This window comes from Nioella ostreopsis (genome assembly GCF_004000255.1).
GTDB lineage: Bacteria > Pseudomonadota > Alphaproteobacteria > Rhodobacterales > Rhodobacteraceae > Nioella > Nioella ostreopsis.
The window spans coordinates 172409-189386 of sequence record NZ_RCIQ01000002.1 but is presented as its reverse complement, the minus strand read 5'-3'; the positions used below and the strand labels follow the sequence as shown (position 1 = coordinate 189386).

The 16978-nt window shown below is 64.4% G+C and carries 17 protein-coding genes; 13 read left to right on the top strand and 4 right to left on the bottom strand.

Annotated elements, in window-relative coordinates:
- Positions 1 to 89 precede the first annotated feature (89 nt).
- The 6 genes from EP237_RS03420 to EP237_RS03400 all read left to right on the top strand — a co-directional run bounded on the left by EP237_RS03420 (position 90) and on the right by EP237_RS03400 (position 7431).
- Entirely contained in the window at positions 90 to 350 is a 261-nt protein-coding gene (locus EP237_RS03420) for a DUF4212 domain-containing protein (RefSeq protein WP_071689077.1), read from the top strand.
- 14 nt (positions 351 to 364) lie between these two features.
- Positions 365 to 2149 carry a sodium:solute symporter family protein gene (locus EP237_RS03415; protein WP_127558125.1) on the top strand — a complete coding sequence of 595 codons (1785 nt, stop codon included), beginning with the start codon at positions 365 to 367 and terminating at the stop codon, positions 2147 to 2149.
- A gap of 103 nt (positions 2150 to 2252) precedes the next feature.
- Positions 2253 to 4067, top strand: coding sequence for a DUF294 nucleotidyltransferase-like domain-containing protein (locus tag EP237_RS03410; RefSeq protein ID WP_127558123.1), 1815 nt, complete (start codon positions 2253 to 2255; stop codon positions 4065 to 4067).
- A 16-nt stretch (positions 4068 to 4083) separates the two neighbouring features.
- Positions 4084 to 4614: a hypothetical protein gene (locus EP237_RS23040; protein ID WP_164744606.1), complete on the top strand. Its 531-nt coding sequence runs from the start codon at positions 4084 to 4086 to the stop codon at positions 4612 to 4614.
- Between the two features lie 76 nt (positions 4615 to 4690).
- Positions 4691 to 6694 carry a 3'-5' exonuclease gene (locus EP237_RS03405; RefSeq protein ID WP_164744605.1) on the top strand — a complete coding sequence of 668 codons (2004 nt, stop codon included), beginning with the start codon at positions 4691 to 4693 and terminating at the stop codon, positions 6692 to 6694.
- Between the two features lie 47 nt (positions 6695 to 6741).
- Positions 6742 to 7431, top strand: a complete 690-nt coding sequence (locus EP237_RS03400) for a GntR family transcriptional regulator (RefSeq protein ID WP_127558119.1) — start codon at positions 6742 to 6744, stop codon at positions 7429 to 7431.
- Positions 7432 to 7491: 60 nt separating this feature from the next.
- On the opposite strand, the gene EP237_RS03395 is transcribed toward EP237_RS03400, so the two are convergent.
- Positions 7492 to 8094, bottom strand: a complete 603-nt coding sequence (locus EP237_RS03395) for a DUF1523 family protein (RefSeq protein ID WP_127558117.1) — start codon at positions 8092 to 8094, stop codon at positions 7492 to 7494.
- 111 nt (positions 8095 to 8205) lie between these two features.
- Here EP237_RS03395 and EP237_RS03390 point away from each other — a divergent pair, with 111 nt between their 5' ends.
- From EP237_RS03390 to EP237_RS03365, 7 genes are all read left to right on the top strand, one after another.
- Complete coding sequence (locus tag EP237_RS03390; RefSeq protein ID WP_127558115.1) at positions 8206 to 9495, top strand: acetylornithine deacetylase/succinyl-diaminopimelate desuccinylase family protein; 1290 nt, start codon at positions 8206 to 8208, stop codon at positions 9493 to 9495.
- Between the two features lie 11 nt (positions 9496 to 9506).
- Complete coding sequence (locus EP237_RS03385; protein ID WP_127558113.1) at positions 9507 to 9962, top strand: DUF2267 domain-containing protein; 456 nt, start codon at positions 9507 to 9509, stop codon at positions 9960 to 9962.
- 115 nt (positions 9963 to 10077) lie between these two features.
- Entirely contained in the window at positions 10078 to 10233 is a 156-nt protein-coding gene (locus EP237_RS23035; protein WP_164744604.1) for a hypothetical protein, read from the top strand.
- Between the two features lie 790 nt (positions 10234 to 11023).
- Entirely contained in the window at positions 11024 to 11827 is an 804-nt protein-coding gene (locus EP237_RS03380) for a transporter substrate-binding domain-containing protein (protein ID WP_127558111.1), read from the top strand.
- 7 nt (positions 11828 to 11834) lie between these two features.
- Positions 11835 to 12635, top strand: a complete 801-nt coding sequence (locus tag EP237_RS03375) for an amino acid ABC transporter permease (RefSeq protein ID WP_127558109.1) — start codon at positions 11835 to 11837, stop codon at positions 12633 to 12635.
- Positions 12622 to 13269: a glutathione S-transferase family protein gene (locus EP237_RS03370; protein ID WP_127558107.1), complete on the top strand. Its 648-nt coding sequence runs from the start codon at positions 12622 to 12624 to the stop codon at positions 13267 to 13269. The genes EP237_RS03375 and EP237_RS03370 overlap by 14 nt, the downstream gene beginning before the upstream one ends.
- Positions 13266 to 14012 (top strand): creatininase family protein, encoded by a 747-nt coding sequence (locus EP237_RS03365; RefSeq protein ID WP_127558105.1) that lies wholly within the window; start codon positions 13266 to 13268, stop codon positions 14010 to 14012. Before EP237_RS03370 ends, EP237_RS03365 begins: the two co-directional genes overlap by 4 nt.
- Before the next feature lie 76 nt (positions 14013 to 14088).
- Here the strand turns inward: EP237_RS03365 and EP237_RS03360 are convergent, their stop codons facing one another.
- Genes EP237_RS03360 through EP237_RS03350 form a run of 3 tightly spaced genes read right to left on the bottom strand, consistent with a single transcriptional unit; the run spans position 14089 to position 16977 of the window.
- Positions 14089 to 15207 (bottom strand): Gfo/Idh/MocA family protein, encoded by a 1119-nt coding sequence (locus EP237_RS03360; RefSeq protein ID WP_127558103.1) that lies wholly within the window; start codon positions 15205 to 15207, stop codon positions 14089 to 14091.
- The gene (locus EP237_RS03355) at positions 15200 to 16168 is read right to left on the bottom strand and encodes a hydroxyacid dehydrogenase (protein ID WP_127558101.1); all 969 of its coding nucleotides are present in this window, start codon (positions 16166 to 16168) and stop codon (positions 15200 to 15202) included. The genes EP237_RS03360 and EP237_RS03355 overlap by 8 nt, the downstream gene beginning before the upstream one ends.
- On the bottom strand, positions 16168 to 16977 hold the full coding sequence (locus EP237_RS03350) for an HpcH/HpaI aldolase family protein (RefSeq protein WP_127558099.1): 810 nt from the start codon (positions 16975 to 16977) through the stop codon (positions 16168 to 16170). The genes EP237_RS03355 and EP237_RS03350 overlap by 1 nt, the downstream gene beginning before the upstream one ends.
- Between the last annotated feature and the right edge of the window lies 1 nt (position 16978).

Genomic DNA, 16978 nt, shown 5'->3' with positions numbered 1-16978 from the left:
GCCACCTTGCTGGAGGGGTGGCGGCGATAGAAAGACCCGGGCCGGTCGGGAGGGCAGGTTCGGGAAACCCAATCGAAGGGAGAACTCACATGGCTGACTCGCCATCTAACAACGAATACTGGTCGGCGAACATCCGTCTGGTCACCATCTGCTTGGTGATCTGGGCGCTTGCGTCGTTCGGCTTTGGCATCCTTCTGCGTCCGCTGGTCAGCGGCATCGCAGTGGGCGGCACGGACCTGGGCTTCTGGTTTGCTCAGCAGGGATCCATCCTGGTCTTCCTCGTGCTGATTTTCTTCTACGCATGGCGCATGAACTCGCTCGATAAGCAGTTCGGCGTCGACGAAGAATAAGGACGGACCGACCAATGGATCAGACTACCCTTAACTTTATTTTCGTGGGCGCGTCCTTCGCGCTCTATTTCGGCATCGCCATCTGGGCCCGTGCCGGATCGACCTCGGAATTCTACGCTGCTGGTCGCGGCGTGAACCCCGTTGTCAACGGTATGGCAACCGCGGCTGACTGGATGTCGGCGGCATCGTTCATCTCGATGGCAGGTCTCATCGCCTTCTCCGGCTACAACAACTCGCTCTTCCTGATGGGCTGGACCGGCGGCTACGTGCTGATGGCCATGCTTCTGGCGCCTTACCTGCGCAAGTTCGGCAAGTACACCGTGCCGGAATTCGTGGGTGACCGCTATTACAGCCAGACTGCCCGTATCGTTGCGGTGATCTGCCTGATCGTGATCTCCACCACCTACGTGATCGGTCAGATGACCGGCGCGGGCGTGGCGTTCTCGCGCTTCCTCGAAGTGGACAGCACCACCGGCCTGATCATCGCGTCGATCGTCGTTGCGGTCTACGCGGTTCTGGGCGGCATGAAGGGCATCACCTACACGCAGGTGGCTCAGTACTGCGTGCTGATCATCGCCTACACCATCCCGGCGATCTTCATCTCGCTGCAGCTGACCGGCAACCCGATCCCGGGTCTGGGTCTGTTCAGCTCCATGCAGGACGGTCTGCCCGGTGGCATCGAGGCCGGCACCCCGCTGCTGGCAACCCTGGACGGCCTGCTGACCGACCTGGGCTTCAACGAGTACACCGCCACCACCAACCCCTGGCTGATGGCTCTGTACACCCTGTCGCTGATGATCGGTACCGCGGGTCTGCCCCACGTGATCATCCGCTTCTTCACCGTGCCCCGCGTTGCTGACGCACGCTGGTCTGCCGGTTGGGCGCTGGTCTTCATCGCACTGCTGTATCTGACGGCTCCGGCTGTTGGCGCAATGGCGCGTCTGAACGTCATCACCACCATGTGGCCGAACGGTGTCGAAGGCGAAGCCGTGGCAGTCGAAGACCTGCCCGATTGGTTCCGCACCTGGGAAGTCACCGGTCTGCTCGGTGTTGAAGACCTGAACGGCGATGGCCGCATTCAGTACTACAACGCCGGTTCCGAAGCTGGTGCTGCCCTGGCAGAAGCCAATGGCCTGGAAGGCAACGAACTGGTCACCTTCAACCGTGACATCCTGGTTCTCGCCAACCCGGAGATTGCACAGCTTCCGGGCTGGGTGATCGGTCTTATCGCTGCCGGTGGTCTCGCAGCCGCCCTGTCCACTGCGGCAGGTCTGTTGCTGGCGATCTCCTCGGCGATCTCGCACGACCTCATCAAGTCGGTGATCAACCCGAACATCTCTGAAAAGGGCGAACTGCTTGCAGCCCGGATCTCGATGATCGTGGCGATCATTCTGGCGACCCTGCTGGCGCTGAACCCGCCGGGCTTCGCGGCGCAGACTGTGGCACTGGCCTTCGGCCTTGCAGCAGCCTCGCTGTTCCCGACGCTGATGATGGGCATCTTCTCGAAGCGCATCAACTCCAAGGGTGCTGTCGCGGGTATGCTGGCCGGTCTGATCTCGACCTGTCTGTACCTGTTCCTGTACCTGGGCTGGTTCTTCATCCCCGGCACCGCGTTGCTGGACAGCAGCCAGTACCTGTTCGGCATCCCGACCACTCACTTCGGTCCGATCGGTGCTGTTCTGAACTTCCTTGTTGCCTACCTGGTGTCCAACGCGACCGAGGAAGTGCCGCAGGAAATCCAGGAGCTGGTGGAATCGGTTCGTATTCCGCGTGGCGCCGGCGCAGCCGTCGATCACTAAGGGAACGCCCCATTTCAGGGCCTGCGACACCGCAGGCCCTGTTCAAGACACCGGCGCATCCCGACAGTCCGGGGTGCGCCTTTTCTTTCCGGGGGAACCCGACATGCCTCACACGATCCGAGAATTTCTTGCCCATACCCATCCCTATGACAGCCTGCCCGCCGACGCGCTGGACAGTCTGGCAGGTGCGGTAGAGCCCCGTTCGATACCCGCCGATGCCCAGATCTACAGCTATGGCGAACCACTTGAGGCCCTTTACCTGATCATTCGCGGCCGCGTGGACATCACCGACGACACCGGTGCCGTTTTGTCCATCCTCGGCCCCCGCAACACGTTCGGCGAACGCGGCCTGATGCGAGACGGGCTGGCCGTCACCTCGGCCCGCGCCGAACAGGACACCGACCTCATCGCCATCCCCGCCGCCGTTTTCAAGGCGCTGGTGGCAGACCATCCCGGCGTCGCCAAGTTCTTCGACCGAACCCGCCCCGCCCGCGCCAAGCGGCAGGATCTGGCGACCATGTCGCTGGCTGACATGATGACCCGCAATCCCCGGCAGGTGACCCCCGACACCCCGATTCTGGCCGCCGCGCAGGACATGCGCGATCATGGCGTGTCGTCGCTGATGATCACAGAGGGCGAGGCGCTGAAAGGCATCGTCACAACCCGCGACCTGACCAACAAGGCGCTGGCCGAGGGGCTGCCCCATGATACGCCGGTGAGCCGCGTCATGACAGCCGATCCGATTGCCCTGCCGCCCTCCGCGCTCGTCTCGGACGTGCTGCACGCGATGGTCGAACGGCGCATCACCCATATGCCCGTGGTCGAGGGCGGCAAGCTGGTGGGTATTCTCACCCAGACCGACCTGACCCGCTTTCAGGCGACCTCTTCCGCTGCGCTGATCCGAGAGATCGCCGATGCGCAAAGCTGCGCCGAACTGGCGCGCATCGTGGGCCGCATCCCGCAACTTCTGGTGCAGCTGGTTGGTGCGCACAACGCCCACCAGGTCGTCACACGGCTGATCACCGATGTGGGCGATGCCACAACCCGCCGCCTGCTGGCAATGGCCGAGGACAAGCTGGGGCCGCCTCCCGTTCCCTATCTCTGGCTCGCCTGCGGGTCGCAGGGGCGGCAGGAACAGACCGGCGTTTCGGATCAGGACAATTGCCTGATCATCGACGACGCGATGCAGCCCGAACATGACAGCTACTTCAAGGCGCTGGCGAAGTTCGTGTCCGACGGTCTGGATGCCTGCGGGTATTTCTACTGCCCCGGCGACATGATGGCGACCGCCGACCGCTGGCGGCAGCCGCTCAGCGTCTGGCGAGGCTATTTCCGCAAATGGATCGCCAAACCCGACCCCGAGGCGCAGATGCTGGCCAGCGTCATGTTCGACCTGCGCCCGATTGGCGGCGACGAAAGCCTCTTTGCCGACTTGCAGGCCAATACGCTGAAAAGCGCGGCCGAGAATTCCATTTTCGTCAGCCACATGATCGCCAATTCGCTCAAGCACACGCCGCCCCTTGGCCTGTTCCGGGGGTTTGCCACCGTGCGCTCGGGCGAACACAAGAACACCATCGACCTCAAGCATAACGGCGTGGTTCCCATCGTCGACCTTGGCCGCATCTATTCTCTGCAAGGCCAGTTGCCCGTCGCCAATACCCGCGCCCGGCTGGAAGCGGCCATCGAGGCTGGCAAGGTGTCCACCACTGGCGGGCGCGACCTGCTCGATGCCTATGACCTGATCGCCGAAATCCGGCTGGAACATCAGGCCGCGCAGATCCGCCGGGGTGAGAAGCCCGACAATTTCATGCCACCCACGGACCTTTCCGATTTTGAGCGTAGCCACCTGCGCGACGCCTTCGTCGTGGTCAAAACCATGCAATCCGCCGCCGGCCAGGGCCGTGGCATTCTGAGCTGAGGAGCACCCCCCGCCCATGTTCTGGACCCTTCTGACCGCTTTCGTCGCTGGCTTTGTCGGCGCCGGCACCGGATTGGCCCTGCGCCACCTGAGCGGCAATCGCCTGCCCAAGGGGATCATTCCGGTTGCCGCCGGTCTCGCCATGATCGTCTCGACCATCGCTCTGGAATATGGCTGGTACAGCAATGTGCTGGACACGATGCCCGCCGACACACAGGTCATTTCCGAACGCACGCAGCAGGCCTGGTATCAGCCCTGGACCTTCGTCAACCCTTGGGTGCGGGGCTTCATCGCCCATTCACCCTCGGAAACGGTCGAAACCGCGACCGGGTCTGGCATTCTGGCGGTACAGATCCGCATTCATGAACGTTGGCAGCCAGAAGTGGTTCGCCCGATCCTGGTGGATTGCGCCAACACCCGGCGGGCCGATGTCAGCCCCGAAACCGAATTCGGCGACGATGGCCAGCCCACCAATGCCAGCTGGCTGGAGGTCGAGGCCTCCGACCCGATCCTGCAATCCGTCTGCGGCGGGGGGGCTGCGGACTAACCCGATCCGGTACGGGGCGACGCGCGACCGCCCCGATCCGCCACACACCAAAGGGGCAAGGAGGAGGCCCCAGACCATGTTCACCCAGCTTTCCCTGCGTCTGCGCATCTTCCTCTTTTTTGCGTTTCTTGCCGTCGCGACCTCGGCCCTCGCCATCGCAGGGCTGACGCTCGGCTATATCCGTTTGGGCGAGGATCACGCCCTGTCCGCCTTCGTCATCGCCGGGCTGATCGGCATCGTCGCCATTTTCGGCCTGACCACCTGGGTCTGGGTGCTGTTCGATGAAAACGTCGCCCGCCCGGTGGAACGTCTGGCCGCCGATATGCGCGCCCGTGCCCATGCGGATGTGGACCACGAGATCGACCACGCTCCCACCCGCTATCTGGGCGACCTTGGCACCGCCGCCGCCGCGGTCACCGCCAACCTGACCGAGACCCGCAACGCCATGGCCATGGCCGTGGGCCGCGAAACCGCGCGGCTGTCGCTTGAGAAATCCCGGCTGGAAACCCTACTTGCCGAAGTGCCCGATGGCGTCCTTTTCTGCACGCCAGATCATTCCGTGGTGCTCTACAACGCCCGCGCGGTGGATATCCTCGGCCATACCGAGGCGCTCGGCCTCAACCGCCCCGTTCGCCATCTGCTGATGCCGGGGCCGATCCTGCAGGCCTATACCCGTCTGCTGGAGGCTGGCGAAACCGAGGGCGCCGACATCCTCTGCGCCACCCGCCGCGGCGCGCGTCTGCTGGAGGCGCGGATCCGCCTGCTCTATCTCGAAGGGCAGGAAACCAGCGGTCCGGGCTACGTACTGTCCCTCCGCGACGTGTCGAAAGACCTCAAGGTCCATGCCGAACGCGCCACGCTGCTCGACCGTCTGATCGACGCCACCGACGCGGCCCTGCCCGCCCTGCCAGAGCCGCAGAAAACCGCGCTGTCCGAAACCGTCGCCGATATCGCCGCGCGCAAGGCCGCGACCGACACCCAATGGTGGCCGATGGAGGCGCTGCCGCTTGGCGATCTCGGGGCCGCGCTTCGCGCCCGGCTGGCCCGCAAGGACGTGTCCCTGACCGTCGACCTGCCCGCCCGTCGCATCCGCTGCGACGGCTACGCGGTCACCCGGATGCTGGAACGGCTGGCGCTCGGCTGGTCCGGCCAAGGGGGCACCGCCTTCACCCTGCGCCTTGCGCAACTGGGCGACAGCGCCGTGACCCTTAGCCTCGAATCCGCCGCCCCCGCGCCCGACCACGCCGACCTGACCGATTGGCTCTCTGCTCCGCTCTCCCCCGGCTTCGCGGATTTCTCGGGCGGCGACGTGCAGACCACCCATGGCACCCGCGTGACATTGGGAGACGGCGCAGAGGGTCGTTCCGCGCTGCAGTTTTCCCTGCCACTCGCCGCGCCCAAACCCGCGCTTCCGGCCCGCGCTATGCAGTATGATTTCGACCTGTTGCATGCCGATCTGCCGAAAGAGCTGTCTCAGGCCCCGCTCAGCAAGCTCAACTTCGTGATCTTCGACACCGAAACCACCGGCCTCAACCCGCAGGTGGATGAGATCTGCCAGATCGCCGCCGTGCGGGTCGTGAATGGCCGGGTCCGCGCCGGTGAACGCTTCGACATGCTGGTCGATCCCGGCCGCAAGATCCCCGCCGCCTCCACCGCCGTCCACCACATCACCAACGAGATGGTTCAGGGCGCGCCCGGTGTGGCAGAGGCGCTGACCCGCTTCCACCGCTTTGCCGACAACAACGTGCTGGTGGCCCATAATGCGCCCTTCGACATGGCCTTCCTGCAACGCCGCGAAGCCGAGATCGGGTTGCGTTTCGATCAGCCGATCCTCGACACGGTGCTGTTTTCCGCCATCCTCTTTGGCCAGTCCGCCGAACACACGCTGGATGCGCTCTGCACACGGCTCGCCATCACCATCCCCGAGGACGACCGCCACACCGCCATCGGCGACGCCATCGGCACGGCAGCCGCCTTCGCCAAGATGATTCCGATGATGGAAGCGGCAGAGCTGCCCACATTGGGGGCAACCATCGCTGCGTTCGACAGACACGCGCGGCTCATTGGCCATCTCAATTGACCCCGGCCCGGGGTCCCTATCCTATACAAGAAAGACCGGAGACCCAAATGGCCCGTGTGCCCCTGTACCAGCAAGCCGAGACCGAACTCCTGCGCCGGATCACATCCGGCGAGTGGCCCGCCGGCATGCGCATCGGCAACGAATTTGAACTGGCCGAGGAATTCGGCGTCAGCCAGGGCACCATGCGTCGGGCCCTCATATCCGTTGAGGCCAAGGGTCATCTCAGCCGCAAACCGGGGCGCGGCACCGTGGTGGCCGAGCCTGAACCGGCAATGCCGTCTGCCCCGCCGGACCTGCGCCGCCTTTTCCTGCCTGATGCGACCCCCCTTCCGCTTGAGCCGTTCCGCGCCCGGCTGGACCTGCGTGACCCGGTTGACGCGGAGCGGGAATTCTTCTCGGGCCGGGTTCAGGCACTCAGTCGAACGCTGAAATCCGGTGGGGAGCGGATCGCGCTGGAGGTGATCCTGATTGATGCCGGGCTGGTGCCCGCGATGGACGAGGATCAGCCGGTGGAGTTCCTCCCCCTCCTCCACGCGCTCGACCTGCCAACGGCAACACTGGAGGACCGGCTGCATGCCGAGGTCACCAGCATGGGCGACTCCGTCGCGCTGGCCTGCGACCGTCATACCGGGCTTCTCTGCCTGACACGCATTGCACGCGACAGCGCCGCCAAAGTGCTCGCCGTTCAAATCCTGCGCATGACGGAGCCGGCCAGCTACAGGACCCTGCCTGCCTGAGAGTGCACACAGATCGACGCCCCTTTGTCAGGTTTGCCTAAGCCGGGATAATCGAGACCTTCAGCGCCCCGAGACGCGGTCTTTCAGCTTGGCCCACCGGACCAGAACCCAATCGACCGTTGGGTCGATCACACGGTCCTCGAACCGTTCCCAAAGCCGCCAGAGGAAAAAGAAGAACGCGGCCAGCAGAACCAGGATCACGATATTGAGCCACGGGAAAAAGCTGGCGTCGGGACCGTCCACCGCGCGGATGGCCACCGCATTGGGATAGATCGACAGCGCCGGCATGCGCCAGCCGTAATGGGTGATCATGACCCATTGCGGGTTGGCCGAGGTGCTGGTCAGATCTGCCGCCTCTGCGTGCAGGTTGGAGCTGTCGAGCTTGAAATAAGGCGGCCAGCCAAAGCCGGTGTCCTCGTTGCGATAGACGCTGACATCGCCATCGGGCTGGGTCGTATTGATCAGCCGCAGATCGCGGTTGGTGCCGTCGGTGTTTCCGGTGTCCGAGCGGGCATAGAACATCCGGTTCCAGCCTGACAGGTCCGCCCGGATGATCTCTGTCCCCGTGATCCGCACGATGTCGCGGCCGGGCAGCGTATAGTGCAGGAACCCGCCAATGAAGAGCGCGATCAGCAGCAGAATAATCCAGCGAACCCATCTCATATCGGTCAAATCCTTCCCGTCGAATGGCCTTTCCCTATCCTGTCAGATGGGGACCGCCAAGCCAAATGCGAGGGCTTGCGGCATGATGGCCTTGGGCGCAAAGTGCAGCCCATGACTGATGATCCGAGCCTAGACCGCCTGTTTGCAGAGATTGCCGCCCGCGAGGGGGACCTGATCCAGCTGACGCAAGACCTTGTCCGCATTCCCACGCTGAACCCGCCGGGGCTGCACTACCATGACATCTGCGATTTCCTTGGCGACCGGCTGCGGCGCAAGGGGTTCCACGTGGACATGATCCGCGCCCATGGCGCACCCGCCGACAGCGAGAAATACCAGCGCTGGAACATGGTGGCGCGCCATCAGGGGGCAGGCGGCACCGGCGAGTGCGTGCATTTCAACAGCCACCATGACGTGGTCGAGGTCGGCCATGGCTGGACCACCGACCCGTTTGGCGGCGAGCTGAAGGACGGGCGCATCTACGGGCGCGGCACCTGTGACATGAAGGGCGGGCTGGCGGCGTCGGTGATTGCGGCGGAGGCGTTTATCGCAGCCTTTCCCGACTATTCCGGCGCCATCGAGATCAGCGCCACGGCCGACGAGGAATCGGGCGGCTATGGCGGGGTGGCCTATCTGGCGGAGCATGGCTGGTTCTCGCCCGAGAAAGTCCAGCATGTGATCATCCCCGAACCCTTGAACAAGGACCGCATCTGCCTAGGCCATCGCGGTGTCTGGTGGGCCGAAATCGAGACCAAGGGGCGCATCGCCCATGGCTCCATGCCCTTCCTCGGCGACAGTGCCATCCGCCATATGGGCGCGGTGCTGGAGGAGATGGAGCGCACGCTTTACCCATTGCTGGCGGGCAAGCGCACGGAGATGCCGGTGGTGCCGGAGGGGGCAAAGCAATCCACGCTCAATGTGAACTCCATCCATGGTGGCGAACCGGAACAGGACGCGGATTACACCGGCCTGCCCGCGCCCTGCGTCGCCGACCGCTGCCGCATCGTCATCGACCGGCGTTTCCTGATCGAGGAGGATCTGACCGAGGTGAAGGCCGAGGTCAGCCGGATGCTGGAAGGGATCAAGGCCAGCCGCCCGAATTTCGAATATGACATCCGCGATCTGTTCGAAGTGATCCCCTCGATGACCGATGAGGATGCTCCGGTTGTGAAAACCGTTCAGGCAGCGATTGAGAAAGTGCTGCACAAGCAGGCGGAATTCGTGGTGTCCCCGGGCACCTATGATCAGAAACACATCGACCGGATCGGCAAGCTGAAGAACTGCATCGCCTATGGGCCGGGCATTCTCGACCTCGCGCATCAGCCGGATGAATGGGTTGGGGTGCAGGACATGATGGACAGCGCCAAGGTCATGGCCCTGACCTTGCGGGAACTGCTGACCTGAAGGGGCGCCCCATGCCGATGCCATGGACCTATCGTCATGCCAGCCGGGAATTCCGGGCGTTTCTGGACGACGCGAAAGAGAGAATGGGGCTGGAGTCGGACAATATGGCCTATACGGCGGTCGATGGCGTGTTCCACACCTTCCGCCGCCGCCTGACGCCGGAGCAGGGCATTCTGTTCGCCAGCGCCCTGCCCTCCGTGCTGTCGGCAATCTTCATCCGCGACTGGGACGTGACCGCGCCGCCCCTGCCCTTCGGCACGCGGGCCGAGATGACGCGCGAGGCGCAGGCGTTGCGTCGCAATCACAACCTGACGCCCGACAACGCCATCGAGGCCACGGCCTTCGCGCTGTGGCGGGTGATGAACAGCGCCGATCTGGCGCGGGTTCTGGACAAGTTGCCGCCCGAGGCACGGGCCTTCTGGGCCGTGGAGGCCACCCCGGAAGAGCTGAACCGCGGGATCATTTGAGCATCAAACCATTGCAGGCAGGGCAACCCGGGGTTGCGGATTCAACTGTGGTTAAAAATCAGGCAGACGCGTAGAGGCGCGGGCTGAACCTCCCTTCTTTCCGAAAGACAGCCCCATGCCCAACACGCCCCATAACCTGCACGCCTTCAGTTTCCTAATGGCCGCTTTCGACCTGCGCGATCTGTTCCCCGGCACCCGCCGCCGGTCCGCGTCGGAGCCGGCTCCGCACTGGATCGATTTCCTGCATCCGGCTGCGAAATCGAAAGACTGATCCGCGCCCGAACACTCACGGATGAGATGCACGCGCCGCCCTATTTCGCGTGGCGCGTGCATGTCCAAGGGGTTGTCGCTCCGGATTGCCCCCCGAACCGGCGCGATACGTCCGGAAACGCGTCGTGAACTCCATGACATCACGCAGAAAATCACCTGTGCTGGCGACGGAAATCACCGCAACCCGGACCCAAACCCTTTCAAACCGTTAATCAACACGGCCAGAGGTTCGTTTCGGGCCGACAGGTCAGGCTTTCAGTGTCGGCATTCGTTTGGCCAAGGTCATGCGGCACCTTCAGCAAAGCGCTCCGAACCCGCAGAAGGCAAGACCGGGGCGGGATTGGCCGTTCGACACAGGCTGTCCGGGCCCGATCACATTTTCGGGCTCGCTGACATTTTTCTTGACGAATTATTGCACCACCTGCAAGCATGTTAAACACCACGCAACGCACTTAGGGGTCGGATCATGGCGACGCGTCACGGGAGCGCGGGATTTATGCCTGGCCCCGCCGCCTTGCGCAGGCTTTTCAAAGGCTGCAGCACCGCAGCCTTTCCCACCGGGAATATCGCCCTATGATGTATTCTCAGGATAATCGGGCGAACCTGACTTCTGAATTCCTGAGACACTGGGGGGCTGTCCGACCCCGACACGACCGGAATGATGAGAGATCACCGGTCAGACACACGGAAAACCTGCCCCGGCCACGTGTTCCGGTGCAGGATCAAGGCCGCTCTTGGGCGTATTGCCACAGGGCTTCGTTACCAACACACAACAACAGGGGATGACTATCATGAACAGAAGGGACGTTTTCGTTGCTGCCGCGCTTGGAACCGGGGGGGTGATGCTGGCCAGCACCACGCCAGCCGAGGCCCATATCGCGGAATCGCGCCTTTCGCGTATTCTCAGCAGCGGCACCTTGCGTGTCGGCACCACCGGGGACTTCAACCCGATGTCCTTCCGCGACCCGGCCACCAACAGCCGCGCGGGCTATGATATCGAGGCAATGACGCAGCTTGCCGCCGACCTGGGCGTAGAGATCGAATGGGTGGTCGCCGAATGGGCAACAATCACCGCAGGCATCGCCGCCGACCGCTATGACATCTTCTCGGGCGCGTCGGTCAATGTTTCCCGCGCGCGCGTCGCGGCTTTCTCGGTGCCCTATACCGAGGCGGGAACGGTGCCGCTGTCGTTGGCCGGAAATGCCGGTCGCTTTGAAACCTGGGAATCGATCAACCAGGCCGGCGTTCGGGTTGCGGTGTCCATGGGCACCGTGTTCGAGGAACAGGCCCGCGCCCATTTCCCCGATGCCGACATTCAAGGGGTGCAGTCGCCCGCAACCGGTTTCCAGGAGGTGCTGTCGGGCCGTGCCGACGTGACCATCACCTCGAATGTCGAGGGCGGGACTCTCGTGTCGCGCTTCCCGGAACTGCGCATCCTCGTGCCCGGCTCCGAGATGCGCAACCGCCGGCCCTTCGCCTATGTCGTGGCACAGGACGATCAGGTCTGGCTGAACTTCGTCAACACCTGGGTCACGCTGAAGCGGACCGAGGGCTTCTTTGACGGGCTTAATCGCCGGTGGCTTGGCCAGAGCTGAGCCGGACATGACCAAAGCTTCTTTCGAAGCCCGGGGGCGCTGGCGGCTGCCAGCGCTCCTTGCGGTTGCGGTGCTGGTCCTTGCTGGCTGTTCGGGCTCCGGTTCGGGCGGGGGCTATACGTTCGCCTGGTATATCCTGTCGCCTGCCGACGGGCGGGGGCAAGCCAACCTGTCGTTCCTGCTGATGGGGTTCTGGGCGACGATCTCGATCTCGACCCTGGCAATGATGATCTCGCTGACCATCGGGCTTCTGGTGGCACTGATGGGCATCTCGAAGCGCAGGTGGGTGCATCGCCTGAGCCGCGTCTATGTGGAGTTTTTCCGCTCGATCCCGCTGCTGGTCATGATCCTGTGGGTCTATTACGGCCTGCCGTCGCTGACCGGCATCCAGTTCGGCGTCTTCGTGACGGGGCTGATCTGCCTTGCCATTTCAGACAGCGCCTTCACCTCGGAGATCTTCCGCTCGGGCCTGCAGTCGATCAAGGTCGGTCAGGGCGAGGCGGCGCGCAGTCTCGGCCTGTCGCCGTGGCAGACGATGCGGCTGGTGATCCTGCCGCAGGTGGTACGCGCCGTGCTGCCTGCATTGGGCAATCAGTATGTCTATATCCTCAAGATGTCGTCGCTGGTCTCCGTCATCGGCTTTCAGGAACTCACGCGCCGCGCGAACGAGCTGACGCTGACGGAATTCCGCCCGCTGGAAATCTACAGTTTCCTCGTGCTGGAATACCTGATCCTGATCCTGCTGGTGTCCTGGGGTGTGCGGGTGATGGAACGGCGGATGGGAACCGGGGTTCATGGCCGCAACTGAACGCATCCTCTACGGCCTGCCGATCAGCGTCTACAGCTGCAAGCTGCGGCTGGCGCTGGCCCTGAAAGGGGTGGCATTGCCGGAAACGCCGCCGCCGGGCGGCTATGCCAGCGCCACCTACCGGGCAATCGTGCCACAAGGAACGATCCCGGCGCTGGTCGAGGGCGATTTCGTGCTGACCGAGTCCGACGCCATCGTCGAATACCTGGATGAGACCGGCACCGGGCGCCCTCTGCTGCCCGCTGAGCCACGCGCAAGGGCACGCGCCCGCGCCCTCTCGCGGCTGGTCGATACGCGGCTGGAACCGGTGGTGCGGGCGCTGTTCCCGCTGGTCGGGGCCGGACAGCCCATGCCGGAGGCCGCGCGCGAGGCGCTGTTGCGCCCGCTGGAAATGCTGGAGAAGCTTGCCGGGGATGGGCCGTTCCTTTCCGGCCTTTCCAGCCCCGGCCTCCCCGATTGCGGGATCTGGGCCGTGGGCACGGTTCTGGAAACACTGGACGACGTGCTTGGGCTCGACCTGCCCCTGCCTGCGATGATCCGGGCCGGCGACGGGGTGCCCGCCACAGCGCCCCATCTTGCCACCTACCGGGCCGTTCTTTCAGACTGGGCCGCGCAGAAGACGGGGGCCGCATGATCTTGCAGGAGATGAGCTGGGAAGAGGTCGAGGCCTACCTTGAAACCCGCGACGACGCAGTGCTGCCCGTGGGCTCCACCGAGCAGCATGGGCCGATCGGGCTGATCGGCACCGACGCGCTTTGCGCGACAGCAGTGGCCGAGGGTGCGGCGGCGCAGGCGGGTACGATCATGCTGCCGCCGGTGGCCTACACGCCCGCCCCGTTCAACATGGCCTTCCCCGGCACGATCTCGGTCTCGGAGGCGACCTTTTCGGCCCTCCTGTCCGACATCATCGCCGCGCTCGCCACCCATGGGTTCCGGCGGCTCTACGTTCTGAACGGTCACGGCGCCAACCTCGCCCCGCTGCGCGCGCTGGCCGACACCGCGCCCCTGTCGATGCGCATCCGCTCGTGGTGGGACTACCCCGAAACGAATGCCCTGAGGCAAAGCCTTTACGGCGAGTGGGAGGGCATGCACGCCACCCCGTCCGAGATCGCGATCACCCAGGCCCGGCACCGCCGCATCGACCGCGCGCCCCTACCCGCGCCAAGGGCGCTCGACGCCGCCTTCCGCGCCGCCCATGCGGGCGACCGCCACGGGCCACCCGAGGAGCACCGCGCCGAATTTCCCTGCGGACGGGTCGGATCCTGGTCGGAACTGGCCCGGCCCGAACACGGCGCCGACCTGCTGTCGCTGGCCATCCGGGAAGCAGCCGTCGACATGCAGGATTTCGCGCGGCTGACCGGACCGGAAGCCGGGTAGCGTCTGCACGGGCTGCCCCCGCCCATGGGCGCAGGGGTTTTGGACGGCGCAGCCTCGGCTTTTTCGACAGGCCGGATCAGACCGCCTTCCAGCCCCCATCGGCAGAGGATGCGAGGATCGTTTCCACCAGATGCTGAATACGAGTCCCGGCGTCGAACCCGAAGGGTTCCGACTGTTGACCGGCAATGGCCCCGACATAGCCTGCGATCTCGATGGCCTTGAGGTCGTTGAACCCGATCTGATGGCCCGGCGCGACGCAGAAAAGCCCATAGGGATCATGCTCGGGCCCGGCTTCGATCTTGCGAAACCCGCGGCGGCCGGGTGCATCCTCGGTGGAATAGAAATGCAGTTCGTTTAACCGCTCCTGGCTCAGGAATAGCGCGCCCTTGGAGCCGTGAACCTCGAAATCATGCTGCATCTTGCGGCCCGTGGCGATCCAGTTGGCCTCAATAGACCCGGTCGCGCCGTTTTCAAACCGCAGAAAGGCACGGGAGACGTCATCGACCAGCACTGGCGCAGGGGTCCCATCACGATCAGGGCGGCTGTCGATGGCCGTCACGCAATCGCCTATCACGCGGGTGATCGGACCCAACAGATATTCCGCCGTGGCCAGCGCATGGCTGCCCAGATCAGCCAGCACCCCGCCGCCCGCCGGATCGGTGCGGAAGGAATGGGGGGCACTGGCATTCGTCATGTAGTCTTCGGCATGGATGCCGCGATAGCTGCGGATCTCGCCCAGTTCACCCGCTTCGATCATCTGTTTGGCCAGCCCCATCATCGGGTTGCACAGGTAGTTGAACCCGACCTGCGTCACGACCCCGGCGGCCTTGGCGGCGGTGGCCATTTCACGCGCGTCAGCCGACAGCGGCGCAAGCGGTTTTTCGCAATAGACATGCTTGCCCGCCGCAATCGCCGCCAGCGCCATTTCCTTGTGCAGCGCATTGGGGGCGGTGATGTCGATCACGTCGATCTCGGGGTCACTGAGCAGGTCGCGCCAGTCGGTGGTCCAGCTATCGAACCCGAAGCGTTTGGCGGCCTTCGCGGCGGCCTCCTCGGTCACGTCAGCAACAGTCCGCAGGGTCAAACCATAAGGCAGGTCAAAGACCTTCTCCGCCGTCGCATAGCCAAGCGCATGGGCCTGACCCATGAAGCCGGTGCCAATAAGTCCGATGTTCAGGGATGTGCGGTCAGACATCAATCACCTCTGCATTTACGATAAGGCTTCGCTCGATGGTTCCATCAAGGAACCCGAGCGCGTTTTCAAGGGATGCCAGCGCCATACGCTCGCTGGCCTCTGCCGTCAGCCCCGCCACATGGGGCGTCAGCAGGGCAGTATCGCATCCCGCCAGTGGCATGTCCGCGCCGGGCGGTTCCGTTTCGAACACGTCAACGCCAGCACCCCCGACCTGCCCGCTGGCCAGAGCGTCTGCCAGCGCGGCCTCGTCGATCACACCACCCCTTGCGGTATTAGCGATGATCACACCGGGCTTGCAGCGTTTCAGTTCCGCCGCGCCCAGGATCGGCCGGTCGCTTTTCGGGATGTGGACCGAGATGCAATCGGCCCATGGCAATCCCTCGTGCAGCGAAACGGGGCGCACCGGGCCATCGGGCCAGCCCATGCGTTCCAGATAGGGGTCATGGGCGCGGACCTGCATGTCGAACCCCGCCGCCATCTTTGCCAGCTTGCGACCGGAGCGACCGTAGCCCACGATCAGCAGGGTCTTGCCCGAAATCTCCTGTTGCTCCAGCCGGTTGCGCCAGCCCCATTGGGCCGGGTCGCGAACGGCGCGATCCGCCCGCAGCACCCGTTTCGAGGCCGCCAGCAGGAACATCATCGCCTGTTCCGCGACAGAGACGGAGTTCACATCGCCCACGATGGTCAAGGCGATGCCGCGGTCGTTCAGCGCCTTCAGGTCAACGGCGTCATACCCAACCCCGTGGCGCGACACGACCTTCAGACGCGGGGCCTTGGCGATTGTGTCTGCGGTCAGGGGTTGTGTGCGCAGAACCATGGCGTCTGCTGTTCCGACATAGGGCAGGTAGGCCTCTTCCGAGATCTGCTCCACGTAGTCCACCTCGACGCCTTGTGCGCGCAGCTCGGCAATCCGCGCTTCACCCGCCGGGTGTAGTTTGCCAGCAACCAGAAGACGGGGCATCAGTAGGTTCCCCCGGTGTCGGCGGACTTGGCGTTCTGCCCCACCCGGTCCCGCCATGCGGACACCGATGCGGCCGCAGCCCCGGCCAACAGGCGGGAATCGCCCGATACCGTGGTCAGCGCATAGCCCATCCCGATCATCCGCGCGGCATAGTCCGGCGTGCCGCAATGGATGCAGGCGCGGATACCATTGGCGCGACACGTGTCCGCGATGCGCTGGATCAGCTCCAGCATCTCGGGTTCCTCGCGGTCGAAGCCAGGTGGCAGCCGCCCCTGCTGTGTTCCAAGGGTCAGGTCGGCAGGGCCGACATAAATGCCATCCAGACCCGGCGTCGCGGCGATTGCCTCCAGGTTTGCCATGCCCTCGGCGGTTTCGATCATCGCCAGCGCCAGCACCTCGTCATTGGCGGCCACACCATAGCCCGGCATCGCCACGGCGGCGCGGGTGGGGCCGAAACTGCGCTGCCCATGGGGCGGATAGCGCATGTAGCTGACGAACTCTGCGGCCTCGTCCGCGCTGTTGATCATCGGGCAGATGATGCCCATGGCCCCCGCATCGAGCGCCTTCATGATCGCGGCGGGGTCGAGCCACGGCACCCGTGCCATCAGGGTCGCACCAGACGCCTTCATCGCCTGCAACATCGGCAGGGCGGCGGCGTAGTCCAGCGCGCCGTGCTGCATGTCGATGGTCACGCTGTCATAACCCTGCGCGGCCATGATCTCTGCCGTGAAGGGATTGCCGATGGAACACCAGCCGTTCAGCGCGGGCTGGCCCGCATCCCACAGGGCCTTGAGCTTGTTTTTCTGCATG

Coding starts and splice junctions, on each gene's coding strand:
- EP237_RS03420 (WP_071689077.1), top strand. CDS start 90: ATGGCTGACTCGCCATCTAACAACGAATACTGGTCGGCGAACATCCGT.
- EP237_RS03415 (WP_127558125.1), top strand. CDS start 365: ATGGATCAGACTACCCTTAACTTTATTTTCGTGGGCGCGTCCTTCGCG.
- EP237_RS03410 (WP_127558123.1), top strand. CDS start 2,253: ATGCCTCACACGATCCGAGAATTTCTTGCCCATACCCATCCCTATGAC.
- EP237_RS23040 (WP_164744606.1), top strand. CDS start 4,084: ATGTTCTGGACCCTTCTGACCGCTTTCGTCGCTGGCTTTGTCGGCGCC.
- EP237_RS03405 (WP_164744605.1), top strand. CDS start 4,691: ATGTTCACCCAGCTTTCCCTGCGTCTGCGCATCTTCCTCTTTTTTGCG.
- EP237_RS03400 (WP_127558119.1), top strand. CDS start 6,742: ATGGCCCGTGTGCCCCTGTACCAGCAAGCCGAGACCGAACTCCTGCGC.
- EP237_RS03395 (WP_127558117.1), bottom strand. CDS start 8,094: ATGAGATGGGTTCGCTGGATTATTCTGCTGCTGATCGCGCTCTTCATT.
- EP237_RS03390 (WP_127558115.1), top strand. CDS start 8,206: ATGACTGATGATCCGAGCCTAGACCGCCTGTTTGCAGAGATTGCCGCC.
- EP237_RS03385 (WP_127558113.1), top strand. CDS start 9,507: ATGCCGATGCCATGGACCTATCGTCATGCCAGCCGGGAATTCCGGGCG.
- EP237_RS23035 (WP_164744604.1), top strand. CDS start 10,078: ATGCCCAACACGCCCCATAACCTGCACGCCTTCAGTTTCCTAATGGCC.
- EP237_RS03380 (WP_127558111.1), top strand. CDS start 11,024: ATGAACAGAAGGGACGTTTTCGTTGCTGCCGCGCTTGGAACCGGGGGG.
- EP237_RS03375 (WP_127558109.1), top strand. CDS start 11,835: ATGACCAAAGCTTCTTTCGAAGCCCGGGGGCGCTGGCGGCTGCCAGCG.
- EP237_RS03370 (WP_127558107.1), top strand. CDS start 12,622: ATGGCCGCAACTGAACGCATCCTCTACGGCCTGCCGATCAGCGTCTAC.
- EP237_RS03365 (WP_127558105.1), top strand. CDS start 13,266: ATGATCTTGCAGGAGATGAGCTGGGAAGAGGTCGAGGCCTACCTTGAA.
- EP237_RS03360 (WP_127558103.1), bottom strand. CDS start 15,207: ATGTCTGACCGCACATCCCTGAACATCGGACTTATTGGCACCGGCTTC.
- EP237_RS03355 (WP_127558101.1), bottom strand. CDS start 16,168: ATGCCCCGTCTTCTGGTTGCTGGCAAACTACACCCGGCGGGTGAAGCG.
- EP237_RS03350 (WP_127558099.1), bottom strand. CDS start 16,977: ATGCAGAAAAACAAGCTCAAGGCCCTGTGGGATGCGGGCCAGCCCGCG.